This is a genomic window from Pseudomonas sp. OA65 (assembly GCF_017498305.1).
Classification (GTDB): domain Bacteria; phylum Pseudomonadota; class Gammaproteobacteria; order Pseudomonadales; family Pseudomonadaceae; genus Aquipseudomonas; species Aquipseudomonas zanjanensis.
This window is the reverse complement of sequence record NZ_JAGDEZ010000007.1, coordinates 59,949-77,355: the sequence shown is the minus strand read 5'-3', so window position 1 is coordinate 77,355 and position 17,407 is coordinate 59,949. Positions and strand designations below refer to the sequence as shown.

The following is a 17,407-nucleotide window of genomic DNA, read 5'->3' as shown; positions in this document are numbered from 1 at the left end:
CCCGGCTAAAGCTGCTGCATCATCTTGCGCACGCCGGCCACGTGCCGCCGGCTGACAATCAGCGCGTCGCCATTGAGGCCTTTGAGGAACAGTTGGAAATGCCCAAGGGGCGTGCGCTGCAAACGCTCGATACGCTCGCGGGCCACGAGGGCGTTGCGGTGGATGCGCACGAAGCGTTCGCCGAACTCGTCTTCAAGGGCCTTGAGGGGTTCGTCCAGCAACACCTCGCCACTCTCATGGCGCAACGTCACGTACTTATGGTCGGCAATGAAGTAGACCACCTGGTTCAAGGGGATCAATTCGATGCCTTTGCGGGTGCGCGCACTGATATGGCTGCGCGGACCGCTGCCGCTTTCGGCGGCCGGACGGGTCAGCGCCGCCAGTTGCACGCGGTTGGGTCGCTCGGCCTTGCGCAAGGCTTCGAGCAACGCCTCGGAGGCCACGGGCTTGACCAGGTAGCCCACGGAGCCGGCCTGCAACACCTCGGGTGGGAAGTCATCCCGGGTGGTACAGAACACCACGGCGGGCGGCGATTCTCGCTCGCACAACTTCGCCGCCACCTGCAGGCCGTCCAGGCCAGGCATGCGAATGTCGAGCAGCACGATATCCGGCTTGTGGCTGTCGATAAGGGCCAACGCCTCGTCGCCATTGGTGGCGCTCGGCTCCAGGACACTGTAACCCTCGAGCTCGCCAACCATTCGGCTCAGGCGCTCGCGGGCCAGTGGTTCGTCATCAACGATCAGGACATTCATATTGCGCTGGATTCCTGCGTGAGTCTCGCACAAGGATAGCGTAGACAGGGGAAGTGACATCCGTCACCGCGATCCACGCTAAGACTCGTTCGAGGGCCAAAAAGTGCCGCGAGGCGGTTGTCTATCTTTACCAGCGCTTGCCGACCGATGCCCGAGGCCCGTTGTCGCACGGCGTCGCCGTAGGGATTGTTAACTGTCGATCTGACCAATATGAGCTCCCCCTTCTTCTATTTTTCGGTGCGCCATGGATGGAAAAAAGCAAAAGTCCTACCGTCCACTGTAGACGGTTGCCACGACGATATTGCTCAATCGAAAAATATCGTTGTGCGAAAACCTTCTTGGATCCCAAGGCTCGATCGAAAAAACCTGCCGACCAGTGCCAGCGCCAGTCGCGGCAACCCTGCTATCATCCGCCGCAGCCTTTAACCGCTACTTTCTCCACAGCCGATCACGAGCGAATTCATGAGCACTGACAAGACCAATCAGTCCTGGGGCGGCCGCTTCAGTGAACCCGTCGACGCCTTCGTCGCCCGCTTCACCGCCTCCGTCAATTTTGACCAGCGCCTGTATCGCCACGACATCATGGGTTCGATCGCCCACGCCACCATGCTGGCCAAAGTCGGCGTGCTGACCGATGCCGAGCGCGACAGCATCATCGACGGCCTGAAGACCATCGAGGCTGAAATCGAGGCCGGCCAGTTCGACTGGCGCGTCGACCTGGAAGACGTGCACATGAACATCGAGGCACGCCTGACCGACCGCATCGGCGTGACCGGCAAGAAACTCCACACCGGCCGCAGCCGCAACGACCAGGTCGCCACCGACATCCGCCTGTGGCTGCGGGATGAAATCGACCTGATCCTGGCCGAAATCACGCGCCTGCAAAAAGGCCTGCTGGAGCAAGCCGAGCGCGAGGCCGAGAGCATCATGCCGGGCTTCACACACCTGCAGACTGCCCAACCTGTAACGTTTGGGCATCACATGCTGGCCTGGTTTGAAATGCTCAGCCGCGACTACGAACGCCTGGTGGACTGCCGCAAGCGCACCAACCGCATGCCCCTGGGCAGCGCCGCGCTGGCCGGCACCACCTACCCGATCGATCGCGAATACACCGCGCAGTTGCTGGGCTTCGACGCCGTCGGCGGCAACTCGCTGGATAATGTCTCGGACCGCGATTTCGCCATCGAATTCTGCGCCGCCGCGAGCATCGCGATGATGCACCTGTCGCGCTTCTCCGAAGAGCTGGTGCTGTGGACCAGCGCGCAGTTCCAATTCATCGACTTGCCCGACCGCTTCTGCACCGGCAGCTCGATCATGCCGCAAAAGAAAAACCCCGACGTGCCGGAACTGGTGCGCGGCAAGAGTGGCCGGGTGTTCGGCGCACTGATGGGCCTGCTGACCCTGATGAAAGGCCAGCCGCTGGCCTACAACAAGGACAACCAGGAAGACAAGGAACCGCTGTTCGACGCCGCCGATACCTTGCGCGATTCGCTGCGGGCGTTCGCCGACATGATCCCGGCCATCAAGCCCAAGCACGCAGTGATGCGCGAAGCGGCCCTGCGCGGCTTCTCCACTGCCACCGACCTGGCCGATTACCTGGTTCGCCGTGGCCTGCCGTTCCGCGACTGCCATGAGATTGTCGGCCATGCCGTGAAATACGGTGTGGACACCGGCAAGGACCTGGCGGAAATGAGCCTGGACGAACTGCGCCAGTTCAGCGACCAGATCGAGCAGGACGTATTCGCCGTGCTGACCCTCGAAGGCTCGGTCAATGCCCGTGACCACATCGGCGGCACCGCGCCGGCGCAGGTCAAGGCAGCCGTGGTGCGTGGCCAGGCGCTGATCGCCAGCCGCTAATAACAGCTTCGCGAGCAGGCTCGCTCCCACATTTGATCTCCATGCTCACAAGATTTTGAGCTCACTGAAGATCTACTGTGGGAGCGAGCCTGCTCGCGATGGCGATCTTCAGAACTGCAAAAACCTCACTTTTTGGCCGCGATCATCGCCAAAAACGCTGGCATCGCTGCCTCCTTGTCCACAGCGATCCGCTGCACGTTCGGGTTCTGCTCCAACCGATCCATCAAGGCCTTGGCCGCTGGCATGTCCGCCAGCAAATCCATATCGAAGACCTTCTTGCCCACCTGCAACGCCAGCGAAAGGCTGAAATAGAAATACAGATCCGCGAGGCTCAGGCTGTCGCCCGCCACATAGGGCGAGAACTTGCCGTGTCGGCCGAGCGAGGCGAACCCCAGCAGCAATTCGGCCTTGGATTTTTCCTTGGTGGCATCGGCTACTTGCATGCCCATGAACGCCTCGCCATAGCAGGCCCGTCCGGGCAGCTCAATGTACAACTCGATTTCCCGGCACAAGGCCAACACCTGGGCGCGCTCGAATGGATCGGCTGGCAGCAAGGCCTTACCCGGCTGGGTCTGCTCGATGTATTCAAGGATGACGCTGGTCTCGTTGATAAAACCCTGTTCGGTCTTCAGCACCGGCACCTTGCCACGCGGGCTGATGGCCAGGGCTTCCGGGGTCTGGGCGCCGGAGAACTGGACCTCTTCGAAGGGCACGCCCTTCTCCAGCAGCGCCAGCTTGACCATGTTGTAATAATTACTGACGGAGAAACCATAAAGCTTGAGCATTACAAAGCCTCCAGGCCGTGCGGGGTTGGCAGCCTTGCGTTATAGACGGTCAGGGCGTTTCTTGCCAGGCGCATCACGCCGCTGAATGCAGGTAAACTGGCGACCTTTCTTACAGGAGCCTGCCATGAGCGAGCCAATCGATATCGACAGCGACGAAGAAGCGTTCGTCGAGAACACGCTGATCCAGGCCATCGAAAACCAGATCGAAAGTGACAACCCGCCAGCGGCCAAGGCCACGTTCAACAAGTTGACGCTGGTGGGTTATGAACGCGAAGAAATCCTCAATCTTATGGCCCATGTGCTGGCGGTGGAAATCGACGCGATCCTGGAAGAAGATCGCCCGTTCAATACCCAGTGGTACGAAGCCGCCTTGCGCGCCTTGCCTGAGTTGCCGCCGGAAAAAAACTGAACCGAAAGGCGACGCCGCTCCTGTGGCGAGGGGATTTATCCCCGCTGGCCTGCGCAGCAGGCCTGAGAATCAAACGTCGCCACCTTTTTTGGGGCGCTTCGCGCCCCAGCGGGGATAAATCCCCTCGCCACATGAGGCTTGCCTCGACTCGCCCCCCAAAAAAACAAAAAAAGCATGACACTGACACTGGACAGCTCGGCCGAGTGCGCTCACCTTAGTGACGCTGTCGACCAAATTCCTAGAAAGTCTGGAGTCCTTATGTCGCTTACCCCTGAGTTGGTTGCCGAACTGGAAATCCTCGCACTCTTCAACCTGGACAGTTCCCAGGAAGGCCTGAAAATTCATCAGACCGCCGCCCCTAAAGCGATTGCCGCTGCCCAACGCCTGTTCGAAAAAGAGCTGATCGATCAACCCGATGGTGGCTACCTGACCAGCCTTGGGCGTGATGCCGCGCAGAATGTACAAACCGTCCTGACTATTCTCAGCGTTCAAGAAACCGCCTGATCCCCCCTGCCGCCCACGGAAATCTCCTCTACGGGATTTCCGCCGGCGCACTGGCGCCCTGCGTAAAAAACCAACCTCAAAATCCTGTTTTCAGCTTAAGTATTCCCAAGACCGGGCGCTAACCTGCCATCACCCCACGTTCGACGCCGCGAGCCGGTTTGAGCCGACATGACCCGCAACCACGAAATACGCCCCGATCTGGACGAAGGAATCGACCGCAAGGTGCTGAGCCAGTTGCGCGCACGTTTCCTCAAGCTCAACACCGTGCGGATGGAGCGCGCCCTCGAAGGCCTGTCGCCGCGCCAGCAAGGCGTACTGACGTTGCTGCCGCTGTTCTTCCACGTCAACCATCCGCTGCTGCCCGGCTACGTCTCCGGCAGCACGCCTGCCGGACTGTCGAACTACGAGCCTGACGCCGACGTCCTTGTCGAAGCCCAGCGGCTGACCCGTTCGTTTTCCTACAAGCCTCGGCACGGCGGCAACCCGCCTCGCCCGATCCTGGGCCTGTTCCTGATGGGCAGCCTCGGCACCCTGGCCCAGGCCGATCAGAGCGACATGGACGTGTGGGTCTGCCACGGGCCGGACCTGAGCGACGATGAGCTGGCCGAGCTGCGCAAGAAATGCCAGTTGCTGGAGATATGGGCCGCGACCCAGGGCGCCGAAGCGCACTTTTTCCTGATCGACCCGGCGCGCTTCGTGCGGGGCGAGCGGGACAACCAGCTCAGTTCCGACGATTGCGGCACCACCCAGCATTACCTGTTGCTGGACGAGTTCTACCGCACCGCGATCTGGCTGGCCGGGCGCACGCCGATCTGGTGGTTGGTACCGGTCTATGAAGAAGAGAACTACGAGCAGTACACCCATACGCTGATGTCCAAGCGTTTCATTCGTGCGGATGAAACCCTGGACCTGGGGCATCTGGCCTACATTCCGCCAGGCGAATTCGTCGGCGCCGGGCTCTGGCAGCTGTTCAAGGGTATCGAATCGCCCTACAAGTCCGTGCTCAAGCTGCTGCTGACCGAGGTCTATGCCAGCGAACACCCGAACGTGCGGTGCCTGAGCCTGCGCTTCAAACAGGCCGTGTTCGCCAATCTCCTGGACCTGGAAGAGCTGGACCCGTACATGCTGGTTTACCGCCGCATCGAGGAATACCTCAATGCCCGTGGCGAACCCGAACGCCTGGAGCTGATCCGCCGCGCGCTGTACTTGAAGGTCAATCGCAAACTCACCGGCCAGGCGCGCAGCAGTGGCTGGCAACGGGTGCTGCTTGAACGACTGGCCCGGGAATGGGGCTGGGACCAGCGTCAACTGGCGCTGCTGGACAGCCGCAGCCAATGGAAAGTCCGCCAGGTCAGCCACGAGCGGCGCGCACTGGTCAACGAACTCACCCACAGCTACCGCTTCCTGACCCAGTTCGCCCGCACCGAGAAAACTGTCAGCCTGATCAACAAGCGCGATCTCAACGTGCTGGGCCGTCGGCTGTACGCCGCTTTCGAGCGCAAGGCCGACAAGGTCGAGTTCATCAACCCCGGCATCGCGCCGGACCTGGCCGAAGACACCTTGACCCTGGTCCAGTCGCCCAACAAGAAAGAACCCGGGCAGAACCAGTGGGGCCTGTACAACGGCAGCCTCAACGCCCTGGAGTGGGAGAACTTCGCCCCGATCAAGCGCTGCCGGGAGTTGCTGGAGCTGTTGACCTGGTGCCATCGCAACGGCGTGATCGACAGCAGTACGCGCCTGGCGCTGCACCCAGGTAGCAGCGACCTGAGCGAGTTCGAGCTGTTCAACCTGCTGGGCAGCCTGCAACAGTCCATCGCCCTACCCTTGGTCACGGTGGATGAAGCGCAGTTGCTGCGCGCCAGTGTGCCCAGCGAAGTGCTGATCCTGGTGAACGTCGGCGTCGATCCGCTCAAGCACCACCGCGATTTGAACATTCTGATGACCACCGAGCGTACCGACTCCCTGAGCTATGCCGGGGTCCGGGAAAACCTGGTGCTGACCCTCGACCAGGTCACGCTCAACAGTTGGAATGAGGTGCTGGTCAACCGTTTCGACGGCGAACACGCCCTGCTCGATTGCCTGCGCGACTACCTCAACGACCTGCCCGTCACCCAGCGCCAGCCGCGCTTGCAGGTGCGCTGCTTCTGCCACAACCGCGCCCAGTTCATTGCGCGGCGCGTCGAGGAAGTCATTGAAACAGCCCAGACCCTGTTATTGAGCAGGCTCAATTACCGTTATCTACTTCAGGTCCAGCAGCACTATCACGTGCTGGAATTGGTGCCCGGCCAGGTCAATCACGTGGCCTTAGGCAGCTTATCGGCGCTGATGGATTACCTGGGCGAAGAACTGACGGCCTACAGCCCCTTGCACCTGGACCCGATGGCGCTGGAGGACCATGACCTGGCGCTGATCCTGCCCATGGGGCAACCCGAGTGCATCCAGGTGTTCTACCGGACTAACGAAGACGAAGCCGACCTGTACGTGCTTGATGAACTCAACGCGCTGTGGCAACAACGCGTGCCGTATCACGACGAACAAAGCCTGCTGGTGCCGCTGCAGCGCTTTCTGCAATCGGTGCTGTACCGCCGCGACGCCCTGCTACCGCTGGATGCCGCCCAGCCGCTGAGCCTGGAAACCCTGTACTACCAGTTGCTGCCTTCAGGTGGCCGGGCACGACGGATCGAAGCACGGCAAGCCCCGCAGACGCCGGTCAACAAACCGTTCTATGACGTGCAGGCGATCATCGGCAAGGCGGCGCACGGGCAGGTGCATGTCACCTTGTACTGCGATCAGCAGGAGTTTTCCGAACTGGAGCATGGCGACCAGCTGTTCCGCGTGGTCGCCAGGGAGATCGTCGAACAGCGCCACGAAGCCCAGCGCTATCGCTGCTACATCACCGACCTGGACCTCTCCGGGCTGGTGGGCGACGGCGCCTGCTCAACCAATTTGTACCTGCGCTACAAGGCCGACCTGGAGCGCGCGCTGAACGAGGCGCTGAGCCTGGTCTGAGACAGGCTCAGAACGCGCAGTCGCCGCCATTGACCGGCTGCGACTCGACTTCCAGCAACGTCAGCTTCAGTGTCTTGCCACCCGGGGCCGGCCAGTCGATGTGCTGGCCGACCTTCAGGCCCAGCAAGGCACTGCCCACCGGCGCCAGGATCGAGATCCGACCTTCGTCGGCCTTGGCGTCCTGTGGATAAACCAGCGTCAGGTGATAGTCCTTGCCGCTGCTTTCTTCGCGGCAGTGCACTCGCGAGTTCATGGTCACGACATCGGCAGGCACGTCTTCGTGGCCCACTACGTTTTCGGCGCGATCCAGTTCGGTTTGCAACGCAATCACGCCCGGCAGCGTTTCATCAAGGCTGTCGATCAGGCGTTCCAGACGCTGTACGTCCAGGCGGGTAAGGGTGATGGAAGGTGCGGTCATGATCCAGGCAGACTCCTTTCTTCTGCACAAAAAAAGCAAAACCCCGCCACAAAAAGGCGGGGTTTTCACGGACCTCGATGGATTGAGGCGTAGCCGGACACTACCACAGCTCAATAAATAAACAACCCGGGCAGGATTTGCCCTGCCCATGGACACCACCGAACCCTTGTGGCGAGGGAGCTTGCTCCCGCTGGGTTGCGAAGCGACCCCAAAAAACTGCGACTGCTGCGCAGCCGAGCGGGAGCAAGCTCCCTCGCCACAAAAAGCCTGGCCATCAGGTGTTGGCTACTTCAAGAGTCTGCGCTTGAGCGCCTCGGCACAAATGACCCGCCGCCGCTCGTCGTCGGCCGAGCGCCATTCGCGGATATCTTCCACATGGCGCAAACATCCGAGGCAGACCTTGCGTTCATCCAACTTGCACACGCCGGTACACGGCGACGGCACGGCGGGGCTGACGTTGCTGTAGAGCGGCTTGGGTGGCCGTGGCGGGGCGGTCTGGCTCACGCAATCACAGGCCTTCGAAATCGAGTTCCACGTCAGCCTGCTGCTTGACGATGCGCTCGAGCATTTCGCCCAGTTGTTCTTCGCTCTTGTCGCACATCCAACGTTCGCTTTCCTCGTCGTAGTCGAAGTGAAAGCCACCGGAGACCGCCGCCAGCCACAACTGCCGCAACGGCTCCTGGCGACTGAAAATCAACTGGCTGCCGTTTTCGAACTTGACGGTGAGTACACCGGCGGAGCTTTCCAGGTCGATGTCCAGCTCACTCTCGTCGAACACATCCTCCAGCGTTTGCTGGGTCGCATCGACCAGATCGTGGAAACGGGCTTCAGTCAAACTCATTGCGGCAACCTCGAAAATGTCTGCTCATGCTCAAGCGCCGCAAGATACGGACGCTTCCCGGCGATTGCAAAGGATAACCCACTGACGACCACCAGCGCCGCCGGACGGGCGCCCCGTTGCATAGGCAAGCTGACGGGTGGCCGGTATACTCCGGCGCAATTAACGCATTTTCAAGGATTTCGCCATGAAGCGCCTGATCTCTTCCCTTGCTGCGCTCGTCGCGGTTGCCTGCCTCGTGACAGCCTGTGGTCAAAAAGGTCCGCTGTACCTGCCTGATGACAGCAAGTCTCCTGAAGAACAGGCAGAACAGGCCAAGTCGTCGCAATCCAAGTCACACTCGCACGACACCCACACCACTTACTAAGGGAACGCCATGGACGCTTTTAACTACCGTGGCGGGGAGCTGTTCGCGGAAGGGGTTGCCCTGTCCGCGATCGCCGAGCGTTTCGGCACGCCGACCTACGTCTATTCCCGTGCCCACATCGAAGCGCAATATCGGACATTCGCCGATGCCCTCGAAGGCATGCCGCACCTGGTGTGCTTCGCTGTAAAAGCCAACTCGAACCTGGGCGTGCTCAACGTCCTCGCACGCCTGGGCGCCGGTTTCGACATCGTCTCCGGTGGCGAGCTCGAGCGTGTGCTGGCCGCGGGTGGCAGCGCCGACAAGATCGTCTTCTCCGGCGTCGGCAAGACCCGCGAAGACATGCGCCGCGCCCTGGAAGTCGGCGTGCACTGCTTCAACATTGAATCCACCGATGAGCTCGAGCGCTTGCAAGTCGTCGCCGCCGAGCTGGGCGTCCGCGCGCCGGTTTCCCTGCGCGTGAACCCGGACGTCGACGCCGGCACACACCCGTACATTTCCACCGGCCTGAAGGAAAACAAGTTCGGCATCGCCATTGCCGACGCCGAAGACGTGTACGTGCGTGCTGCCCAACTGCCGAACCTGGAAGTATTGGGCGTCGATTGCCACATCGGCTCGCAGTTGACCACCCTGGAACCGTTCATCGATGCCCTCGACCGCCTGCTGGCGCTGGTCGATCGCCTCGGCGATTGCGGCATCTACCTGCGTCACATCGACCTGGGTGGCGGTGTCGGCGTGCGCTATCGCGATGAAGAGCCGCCGCTGGTGGCCGACTACATCAAGGCCGTGCGCGAACGCCTCGACGGTCGCGACCTGGCGCTGATGTTCGAGCCCGGCCGCTACATCGTCGCCAACGCCGGCGTGCTGCTGACCCAGGTCGAATACCTCAAGCACACCGAGCACAAGGATTTCGCCATCGTCGATGCGGCGATGAACGACCTGATCCGCCCGGCGCTGTACCAGGCATGGATGGACGTCACCGCCGTGCGCCCTCGCGACACCGCGGCCCGCCCCTACGACATCGTCGGGCCGATCTGCGAAACCGGTGATTTCCTGGCCAAGGGTCGGGAGCTGGCGCTGGAAGAAGGCGACTTGCTGGCCGTGCATTCGGCCGGTGCCTACGGGTTTGTCATGAGCTCCAATTACAACACCCGCGGCCGCTGCGCCGAGGTGCTGGTGGACGGTGATCAGGCATTCGAAGTGCGTCGCCGCGAGACGGTAGCCGAGTTGTTTGCCGGCGAAAGCCTGCTGCCGGAGTAAAACCATGCTGCTGCGTTTTACCAAGATGCACGGCCTGGGCAATGACTTCATGGTCCTCGACCTGGTCAGCCAGCACGCGCACATCCAGCCCAAGCATGCCAAGCAATGGGGCGACCGCCACACCGGCATCGGGTTCGACCAGTTGCTGATCGTCGAGGCGCCGAACAACCCGGACGTGGATTTCCGCTATAGGATCTTCAACGCCGACGGCTCGGAAGTGGAGCAATGCGGCAACGGCGCGCGCTGCTTCGCCCGCTTCGTACTGGACAAGCGCCTGACCGCCAAGCGGCAGATCCGCGTCGAGACCAAGAGCGGCATCATCGAGCTGGATGTGCGCAGCGACGGCCAGATCGGCGTCAACATGGGCGCGCCGCGCCTGGTGCCGGCGGACATCCCGTTCCAGGCTCCGGCCCAGGCCTTGAGCTATCAGGTCGACGTCGATGGCACCCCGGTGGAATTGGCAGCGGTTTCCATGGGCAACCCCCATGCCGTGCTGCGAGTGGCCGATATCAACAGTGCCCCGGTGCATGAACTGGGGCCGAAAATCGAACACCATCCGCGCTTTCCGGCGCGGGTGAATGTCGGTTTCCTGCAAGTCATCGACCGCCACCGCGCACAATTGCGCGTCTGGGAACGCGGCGCCGGGGAAACCCAGGCCTGCGGGACCGGCGCCTGTGCCGCCGCCGTCGCTGCGATCAGCCAGGGGTGGATGGATTCGCCATTGTTGATCGACCTGCCCGGCGGGCGCCTGTCCATCGAATGGGCAGGCCCTGGCCAGCCGGTGATGATGACCGGCCCGGCAGTACGCGTATACGAAGGACAAGTTCGTCTTTGAGTGAGCCAAACCCATGACCGATCAGCCACAGGTTCCAGCCCCACAGCCCGACGAATCCCCCAGTCTTCCAGAAACCGCGGCCGTGGCTGCTTATCTGGAGGCTCATCCGGACTTCTTCGTCGAGCATGAAGAACTGCTTGCGACGATGCGCATCCCCCACCGGCGCGGCGACACCGTGTCGCTGGTGGAGCACCAGATGAAAATCCTGCGCGAGCGCAACATCGAAATGCGCCATCGTCTTTCGCACCTGATGGACGTGGCCCGGGACAACGACCGGCTCTTCGACAAGACCCGGCGGCTGATCCTGGCCCTGATGGACGCCAGCACCCTCGAAGACCTGGTCATGAGCGTCGAAGACAGCCTGCGCCAGGATTTCCAGGTGCCCTTCGTCAGCCTGATCCTGTTCGGCGACAACGCCATGCCGGTGGGTCGCTGGGTGACCCACGCCGAAGCGCAGACGGCCATCGGCGGCCTGCTCACGGAAGACAAAAGCGTCAGCGGCAGCCTGCGCGAGCATGAGCTGGACTTCCTGTTTGGCGAAGAACAACGCAAGCAGATCGGCTCCACTGCCGTCGTCGCTATCGCTCACCAGGGCGTGCACGGCGTGCTGGCCATCGCCAGCCGCGATCCGCAGCACTACAAGAGTTCGGTGGGCACGCTGTTTTTGAGCTACATCGCCGAAGTCACCGGCCGGGTGCTGCCAAGGGTCGCCGGCTCGCTGCGCCCGGTACGCTGATGATGGAACGGCAACTGGACGCCTACTGCGAACACCTGCGCAGTGAGCGCCAGGTGTCGCCCCACACGTTATCGGCCTATCGCCGCGACCTGGAAAAAGTGCTGGGCTGGTGCCAGAAGCAGAACATTGGCAGTTGGTCGGCCCTGGACATCCAGCGCTTGCGCAGCCTGATCGCCCGCTTGCATCAACAAGGCCAATCCTCCCGCAGCCTGGCGCGCCTGTTGTCGGCGGTGCGTGGCCTGTACCACTACCTCAATCGCGAAGGCCTGTGCGATCACGACCCGGCCACCGGCCTGGCACCGCCCAAGGGCGAGCGCCGGCTGCCCAAGACCCTCGACACCGACCGCGCCCTGCAATTGCTTGAAGGCGCCGTCGAGGATGATTTCCTGGCCCGGCGCGACCAGGCGATTCTCGAGCTGTTCTATTCTTCCGGCCTGCGGCTTTCAGAGCTGACGGGGCTTAACCTGGATCAACTGGACCTGGCCGATGGTATGGTCCAGGTGCTCGGCAAGGGCAGCAAGACGCGCCTGCTGCCCGTCGGCCGCAAGGCCCGTGAAGCCCTGGAGCAGTGGCTTCCCCTGCGAGCACTGGCCAACCCTGCCGACGATGCGGTATTCATCAGCCAACGCGGTCGGCGCCTCGGCCCGCGGGCGATCCAATTACGGGTCAAGGCCGCCGGCGAACGCGAGCTGGGGCAGAACCTGCACCCGCACATGCTCAGGCACTCCTTCGCCAGCCATCTGTTGGAATCCTCCCAGGACCTGCGCGCCGTGCAAGAGCTGCTGGGTCACTCGGACATCAAGACGACACAGATCTACACCCATTTGGACTTCCAGCACCTGGCAACGGTCTATGACAGTGCCCACCCCAGGGCCAAACGCATCAAGGGCGACGAATCATGACCATCGAGCTCATCACTTTCGACCTGGACGACACCTTGTGGGACACCGCCCCGGTGATCGCCAGCGCCGAAGCCGTACTCCGCCAATGGCTGACCGACAACGCCCCGAGCCTGGGCGGCTTGCCGGTGGAGCATCTTTTTTCGATTCGCGAGCAAGTGTTGCGCGAAGAACCCAACCTCAAGCATCGCATCAGTGCGTTGCGCCGGCGGGTGCTGTTCCGTGCCTTGCAAGAGGCCGGCTACGACCAGTGGCAAGCCTCTGAACTGTCGGACCAGGCCTTCGAGACCTTCCTGCACGCCCGCCATCAACTGGACATTTTTCCCGAGGTGCAACCCACCCTGGAAATCCTCGCCAACCATTTCGCCCTTGGCGTGGTCACCAATGGCAACGCCGACGTGCGCCGCCTGGGGCTCGCGGATTATTTCAAGTTCGCCTTGTGCGCCGAAGACATCGGCATCGCCAAGCCCGACGCCCGGCTGTTCCACGAAGCCCTGCAACGCGGCGGCGCCACGGCACACACCGCCGTACACGTTGGCGATCACCCGGGCGACGACATCGCCGGCGCCCAACAGGCCGGCTTGCGCGCGGTGTGGTTCAACCCGGCGGGCAAGCCCTGGAGTGCTGATCACGCGCCGGACGCGGAAATCCGCAGCCTGACCGAACTGCCGGGGTTATTGGCTGGGTGGCATAGCCAGCCCTGAACCCCTGCTTCGCAGCGCCCCAAATCCCTATGTGGGAGCGAGCTTGCTCGCGAAGGCGGCGGCACACCCAACATCAATGCCAACAGACAAACCGCTATCGCGAGCAAGCTCGCTCCCACGCTGGTTCTGCTGTGCCCTGAGGCTCTGCGCCAGGCACAAAACCCTGTGGGAGCGGGCTTGCTCGCGAAGACGGCGGCACATCCAGCATTGATGCGACAGATAAACCGCTTTCGCGAGCAAGCCCGCTCCCACAGGGACTGCGCCTGGCCTGGGAATGGAATCGCCTCCATGAAAAAGCCCGCAGCGACGGCGGGCTTTTTCAGCAAGCAAGAAGCAGGCAATCAGATAGGGCGGCTGCCGTACTTGTTGTCAGGCTTCTTGGGCGGATCCGCGACCACGTTGGCCTCCACTTCCTGCACCTTACCGCCCCTGGCCAGGAATTCCTCCATGGCCTTGGCGAGCGCATCACGCTCCTTGTTCTTGGCCTCTACGCTCGGCAATTCGTCGACCGACACAGCCGCCTTGGCCTTGCCTTTGGCGGTAGGAGCCGGAACGTCGGCGCCATCGTCTTCGGCAACGTCTTCAGCCGCCACTTCAAGGCCTTCTTCGGTCTCGTCTTCGTCGCCTACTTCGAGGTCGTCGTTTTCCAGATCATCGTCGCTCATGTTCTACCTCATGACTTGCGAAAAGCAGATTAGTTATAGCCCAGCTTCGCCATCTGTTCGAAGGCTGCCAGAAAAAATTCAACATCCGCCGGCAATCAGCGGTTATGCCCCTTCACCGTACAAGGTGGCGAGGACTTTACGAGCACCGCCGTGATCACGGTGCTCGCCCAGATAAACACCTTGCCAGCTACCCAATGCCAGCCGTCCCGCCGTGACCGGCAGGCTGACCTGGCAACCGAGCACGCTGGCCTTGAAGTGCGCCGGGAGGTCGTCCAGGCCTTCGTCGTTGTGCTCATAGTCGGCGGTTCCTTGTGGGATCAGCCGATTGAAAAATCGTTCGAAGTCTCGACGCACCGCCGGATCGGCGTTCTCGTTGATGGTCAACGAGGCCGAGGTATGCTGCAGCCACAGATGCAACAGACCGACACGACAGGCCTTGAGTTCAGGCAGGCCGGCCAGCAACTCGTCCGTCACCAGATGAAAGCCCCGGGGCCTTGCCCGCAGGGTTATCAGCGTCTGTTGCCACATACAGATCTCCGCACGTTCGGCGCGCATTCTAGCGCGCTCTGGGAAAAAACAAAGGCCCTAATATTCTTGCTTCGATGTAAGCCTTTGGCGGTATAAAAACCCATGTCGCATCCACAACAAAAGGCGTCGGAAAAACCGCCACACCTTGTGAGCAATGACAAATTCCAGACAAAAAAATGCCCGGCGAACCGGGCATTTTTTATTGCGTGTATTTACAGGTTGTAGCCACGCTCGTTGTGCTGGGCCAGGTCCAGGCCCACGGCTTCTTCTTCCTCGGTGACACGCAGGCCCATGACGGCGTCCAGCACCTTGAGGATGATGAAGGTGACGATCCCGGTGTAGACCACCGTGAACCCCACGCCCTTGAATTGAATCCACACTTGCGCGCCGATATCGGTCACGGTGCCAAAGCCACCCAGTGCCGGAGCGGCAAACACACCGGTCAGGATCGCGCCGAGGATACCGCCGATGCCGTGTACGCCGAAGGCGTCCAGGGAGTCGTCATAGCCCAGCTTGCGCTTGAGGGTGGTAGCGCAGAAGAAGCACACCACGCCTGCCGCCAGGCCGATGACCAGAGCGCCCATCGGACCCACGGTGCCGGCAGCCGGGGTGATTGCAACCAGGCCAGCCACTACGCCCGAGGCAATGCCCAGTGCGCTTGGCTTGCCGTGGGTGATCCACTCGGCAAACATCCAGCCCAGCGCCGCCGCAGCGGTCGCGATCTGAGTCACCAGCATCGCCATGCCGGCGGTGCCGTTGGCGGCGACAGCGGAACCGGCGTTGAAGCCGAACCAGCCGACCCACAGCATGGCCGCGCCCATCAGGGTGTAACCCAGGTTATGCGGCGCCATTGGGGTGGTCGGGAAGCCTTTGCGCTTGCCCAATACCAGGCACGCCACCAAACCTGCGATACCGGCGTTGATGTGCACCACGGTGCCGCCAGCGAAGTCCAGCACGCCCCAGTCCCACATCAGGCCGCCGTTGCCGGACCAGACCATGTGCGCAATCGGTGCATACACCAGGGTGAACCACACGCCCATGAAGATCAGCATGGCGGAGAACTTCATCCGCTCGGCAAATGCGCCGACGATCAGGGCCGGGGTGATGATGGCGAAGGTCATCTGGAAGGTGATGAACACCGCCTCAGGGAACAACGCCGCCGGGCCGGTCAGGCTGGCTGGCGTGACGCCCGCCAGGAAGGCCTTGCCCAGGCCACCGACGAAGGAGTTGAAGTTGACGACGCCCTGCTCCATGCCGGTGGTGTCGAACGCGATGCTGTAGCCATAGATGACCCACAGGACGCTGATCAGACCGGTAATGGCAAAGCACTGCATCATCACGGAAAGAAGGTTTTTCGACCGGACCATGCCACCGTAGAACAGTGCCAGGCCGGGAATGGTCATGAACAGTACAAGAATCGTGGCCGTGAGCATCCAGGCGGTGTCGCCGGAGTTCAGGACAGGGGCTGCCGCTTCTTCTGCCATGGCCAGGCCAGGCATTGCGAAGGACAACAGGGCTCCTAGCCCTGCGAATTTACGCAGAGTCATATTGTTTTCTCCTGGGGCGTTGGGTTTGGCGGCTTAGATGGCGTCGGTATCGGTTTCGCCGGTACGGATGCGAATAGCCTGTTCCAGATTGACCACAAAGATCTTCCCGTCACCGATCTTGCCGGTGTTGGCGGCCTTGGTGATTGCCTCGATCACCCGGTCAAGATCCTTGTCGTCAATGGCGACATCGATCTTCACCTTGGGCAGGAAATCGACCACGTACTCCGCGCCGCGATACAGCTCGGTGTGACCTTTCTGCCGACCGAAGCCTTTGACCTCAGTAACGGTAATGCCCTGCACGCCGATCTCGGACAACGACTCGCGCACGTCGTCCAACTTGAACGGCTTGATGATGGCAGTGACTAGCTTCATGAAACTTTCTCCCGAATTGGTGGACTTGCCCCAGGAAAACAAACCCGACTCAAGTCTAAGCGCAGTGCCTGGCTTTGTAACGCGTCGTCGGCCCAAGTTGCCCGACAGGTGCCAGTTAACCGATCCTGACGAAACTCCCCGTTCCGCCTGCTGCACTGCATTCGTCACAGCGACTGCATCAGTGCATGGGTCATCAGCCTCTAAGCAGAAACCTTGCCACCTACACCCAAACCCTCTGATTTCAATCTTTTGGCCACCTGCTCGACGTGCACTGCGTCTTGAACCGCAACGTTACGCACAACAACAGTGCAGCGGCGCCCGGCGTGATGCGCGAAAAGCGTGCATCCCTGGCTTGCGAATTGACTATAGACACTGCGTGGTACACTGCCCGCCATCGTTTCCAGGACACTGCACATGCTTGCGCCCAAAGACCTCCTCGACGCCCTGAGCGGCCACGCCTCCCGCCTGCTGAGCGGCGACACACCGCTGCCCAAGAGCGAAATCGAAAGCCAGTTCAAGGCTCTGCTGCAAAGCGGCTTCAGTAAGCTGGACCTGGTCAGCCGGGAAGAATTCGACAGCCAGATGGTCGTGCTGGCCCGGACCCGGGCGCGGCTCGAAAGCCTGGAGGCCAAGGTTGCGGAGCTTGAGGCGAAGATGAATCCATCTATCGAATAATGTGTACTCCTGTAGGAACTGCCGAAGGCTGCGATATTTTGATCGCTATCCTTTCCAACATCCCGGCAAATTCCTACAAGCCTCAGCGCCTCGGTCCGATTGCGCCGCCATGTCCAGGTTCCTAAGCTCGCTCAATGCTGAACATTCAGCACCGGGTTTGGCGACCCGAGCAGCTTAAGGCGCACACTATCCGACGGCGGACTTCCTTTCCGCCACATCGAGTCATGGCGGTTGTGCGTGGGAGACCTTC

Annotated in this window: 20 protein-coding genes and 1 pseudogene; 11 read left to right on the top strand and 10 right to left on the bottom strand. The window is 61.6% G+C overall.

Features of this window, described 5'->3' with window-relative positions:
- Positions 1-5: 5 nt before the first annotated feature.
- Together J3361_RS08105 and J3361_RS29450 are read right to left on the bottom strand one after the other, a co-directional pair.
- Positions 6-752 (bottom strand): LytTR family DNA-binding domain-containing protein, encoded by a 747-nt coding sequence (locus J3361_RS08105; RefSeq protein ID WP_053126481.1) that lies wholly within the window; start codon positions 750-752, stop codon positions 6-8.
- Positions 749-895, bottom strand: a pseudogene (locus tag J3361_RS29450) (sensor histidine kinase); the annotation flags it as partial. The gene J3361_RS08105 and the pseudogene J3361_RS29450, both read right to left, overlap by 4 nt.
- A 319-nt stretch (positions 896-1,214) precedes the next feature.
- Here J3361_RS29450 and argH point away from each other — a divergent pair.
- Positions 1,215-2,609 (top strand): argininosuccinate lyase, encoded by a 1,395-nt coding sequence (argH, locus tag J3361_RS08100; RefSeq protein WP_207963795.1) that lies wholly within the window; start codon positions 1,215-1,217, stop codon positions 2,607-2,609.
- 125 nt (positions 2,610-2,734) lie between these two features.
- Here argH and J3361_RS08095 read toward each other — a convergent pair whose 3' ends face one another.
- On the bottom strand, positions 2,735-3,394 hold the full coding sequence (locus J3361_RS08095) for a glutathione S-transferase (RefSeq protein ID WP_207963793.1): 660 nt from the start codon (positions 3,392-3,394) through the stop codon (positions 2,735-2,737).
- A gap of 124 nt (positions 3,395-3,518) precedes the next feature.
- On the opposite strand from J3361_RS08095, the gene J3361_RS08090 reads away from it, so the two are divergent.
- The 3 genes from J3361_RS08090 (at position 3,519) to J3361_RS08080 (ending at position 7,316) form a co-directional block, all read left to right on the top strand.
- Positions 3,519-3,803 (top strand): hypothetical protein, encoded by a 285-nt coding sequence (locus J3361_RS08090; RefSeq protein ID WP_207963791.1) that lies wholly within the window; start codon positions 3,519-3,521, stop codon positions 3,801-3,803.
- 258 nt (positions 3,804-4,061) lie between these two features.
- Complete coding sequence (locus tag J3361_RS08085) at positions 4,062-4,307, top strand: TIGR02647 family protein (RefSeq protein WP_157711860.1); 246 nt, start codon at positions 4,062-4,064, stop codon at positions 4,305-4,307.
- 168 nt (positions 4,308-4,475) lie between these two features.
- Entirely contained in the window at positions 4,476-7,316 is a 2,841-nt protein-coding gene (locus J3361_RS08080; RefSeq protein WP_207963789.1) for a class I adenylate cyclase, read from the top strand.
- Positions 7,317-7,323: 7 nt separating this feature from the next.
- On the opposite strand, the gene rnk is transcribed toward J3361_RS08080, so the two are convergent.
- From rnk to cyaY, 3 genes are all read right to left on the bottom strand, one after another.
- Positions 7,324-7,734, bottom strand: coding sequence for a nucleoside diphosphate kinase regulator (rnk, locus tag J3361_RS08075; protein WP_207963787.1), 411 nt, complete (start codon positions 7,732-7,734; stop codon positions 7,324-7,326).
- A 285-nt stretch (positions 7,735-8,019) separates the two neighbouring features.
- Entirely contained in the window at positions 8,020-8,238 is a 219-nt protein-coding gene (locus J3361_RS08070; RefSeq protein ID WP_207963785.1) for a DUF1289 domain-containing protein, read from the bottom strand.
- 4 nt (positions 8,239-8,242) lie between these two features.
- Positions 8,243-8,575: an iron donor protein CyaY gene (gene cyaY / locus J3361_RS08065; RefSeq protein WP_116643614.1), complete on the bottom strand. Its 333-nt coding sequence runs from the start codon at positions 8,573-8,575 to the stop codon at positions 8,243-8,245.
- A gap of 184 nt (positions 8,576-8,759) precedes the next feature.
- Between cyaY and J3361_RS08060 the strand changes: the two genes are divergently transcribed.
- From J3361_RS08060 to J3361_RS08035, 6 genes are read left to right on the top strand one after another with little or no spacing between them, the layout of a single operon-like run.
- Positions 8,760-8,939, top strand: a complete 180-nt coding sequence (locus J3361_RS08060) for a lipoprotein (RefSeq protein ID WP_018605419.1) — start codon at positions 8,760-8,762, stop codon at positions 8,937-8,939.
- Between the two features lie 9 nt (positions 8,940-8,948).
- Positions 8,949-10,196: a diaminopimelate decarboxylase gene (gene lysA, locus J3361_RS08055; protein ID WP_186730152.1), complete on the top strand. Its 1,248-nt coding sequence runs from the start codon at positions 8,949-8,951 to the stop codon at positions 10,194-10,196.
- Between the two features lie 4 nt (positions 10,197-10,200).
- Positions 10,201-11,031: a diaminopimelate epimerase gene (gene dapF, locus J3361_RS08050; protein WP_207963783.1), complete on the top strand. Its 831-nt coding sequence runs from the start codon at positions 10,201-10,203 to the stop codon at positions 11,029-11,031.
- A 13-nt stretch (positions 11,032-11,044) separates the two neighbouring features.
- The gene (locus J3361_RS08045; RefSeq protein ID WP_053126501.1) at positions 11,045-11,767 is read left to right on the top strand and encodes a DUF484 family protein; all 723 of its coding nucleotides are present in this window, start codon (positions 11,045-11,047) and stop codon (positions 11,765-11,767) included.
- Between the two features lie 2 nt (positions 11,768-11,769).
- Positions 11,770-12,669, top strand: a complete 900-nt coding sequence (gene xerC, locus J3361_RS08040) for a tyrosine recombinase XerC (RefSeq protein ID WP_207963948.1) — start codon at positions 11,770-11,772, stop codon at positions 12,667-12,669.
- A complete protein-coding gene (locus J3361_RS08035; protein ID WP_207963782.1) occupies positions 12,666-13,370 on the top strand; it encodes an HAD-IA family hydrolase in 705 nt (234 codons plus the stop codon). Before xerC ends, J3361_RS08035 begins: the two co-directional genes overlap by 4 nt.
- A 341-nt stretch (positions 13,371-13,711) precedes the next feature.
- Here the strand turns inward: J3361_RS08035 and sutA are convergent, their stop codons facing one another.
- The 4 genes from sutA to glnK form a co-directional block, all read right to left on the bottom strand.
- Entirely contained in the window at positions 13,712-14,035 is a 324-nt protein-coding gene (gene sutA, locus J3361_RS08030) for a transcriptional regulator SutA (RefSeq protein ID WP_072406034.1), read from the bottom strand.
- A 102-nt stretch (positions 14,036-14,137) separates the two neighbouring features.
- On the bottom strand, positions 14,138-14,563 hold the full coding sequence (locus J3361_RS08025) for a secondary thiamine-phosphate synthase enzyme YjbQ (RefSeq protein WP_207963947.1): 426 nt from the start codon (positions 14,561-14,563) through the stop codon (positions 14,138-14,140).
- A gap of 212 nt (positions 14,564-14,775) precedes the next feature.
- Positions 14,776-16,110, bottom strand: a complete 1,335-nt coding sequence (locus tag J3361_RS08020; protein WP_207963781.1) for an ammonium transporter — start codon at positions 16,108-16,110, stop codon at positions 14,776-14,778.
- Between the two features lie 33 nt (positions 16,111-16,143).
- Positions 16,144-16,482, bottom strand: coding sequence for a P-II family nitrogen regulator (gene glnK / locus J3361_RS08015; protein WP_002555808.1), 339 nt, complete (start codon positions 16,480-16,482; stop codon positions 16,144-16,146).
- Between the two features lie 414 nt (positions 16,483-16,896).
- Here glnK and J3361_RS08010 point away from each other — a divergent pair, with 414 nt between their 5' ends.
- Entirely contained in the window at positions 16,897-17,157 is a 261-nt protein-coding gene (locus J3361_RS08010; protein WP_072343074.1) for an accessory factor UbiK family protein, read from the top strand.
- The last annotated feature ends 250 nt before the right edge of the window (positions 17,158-17,407 follow it).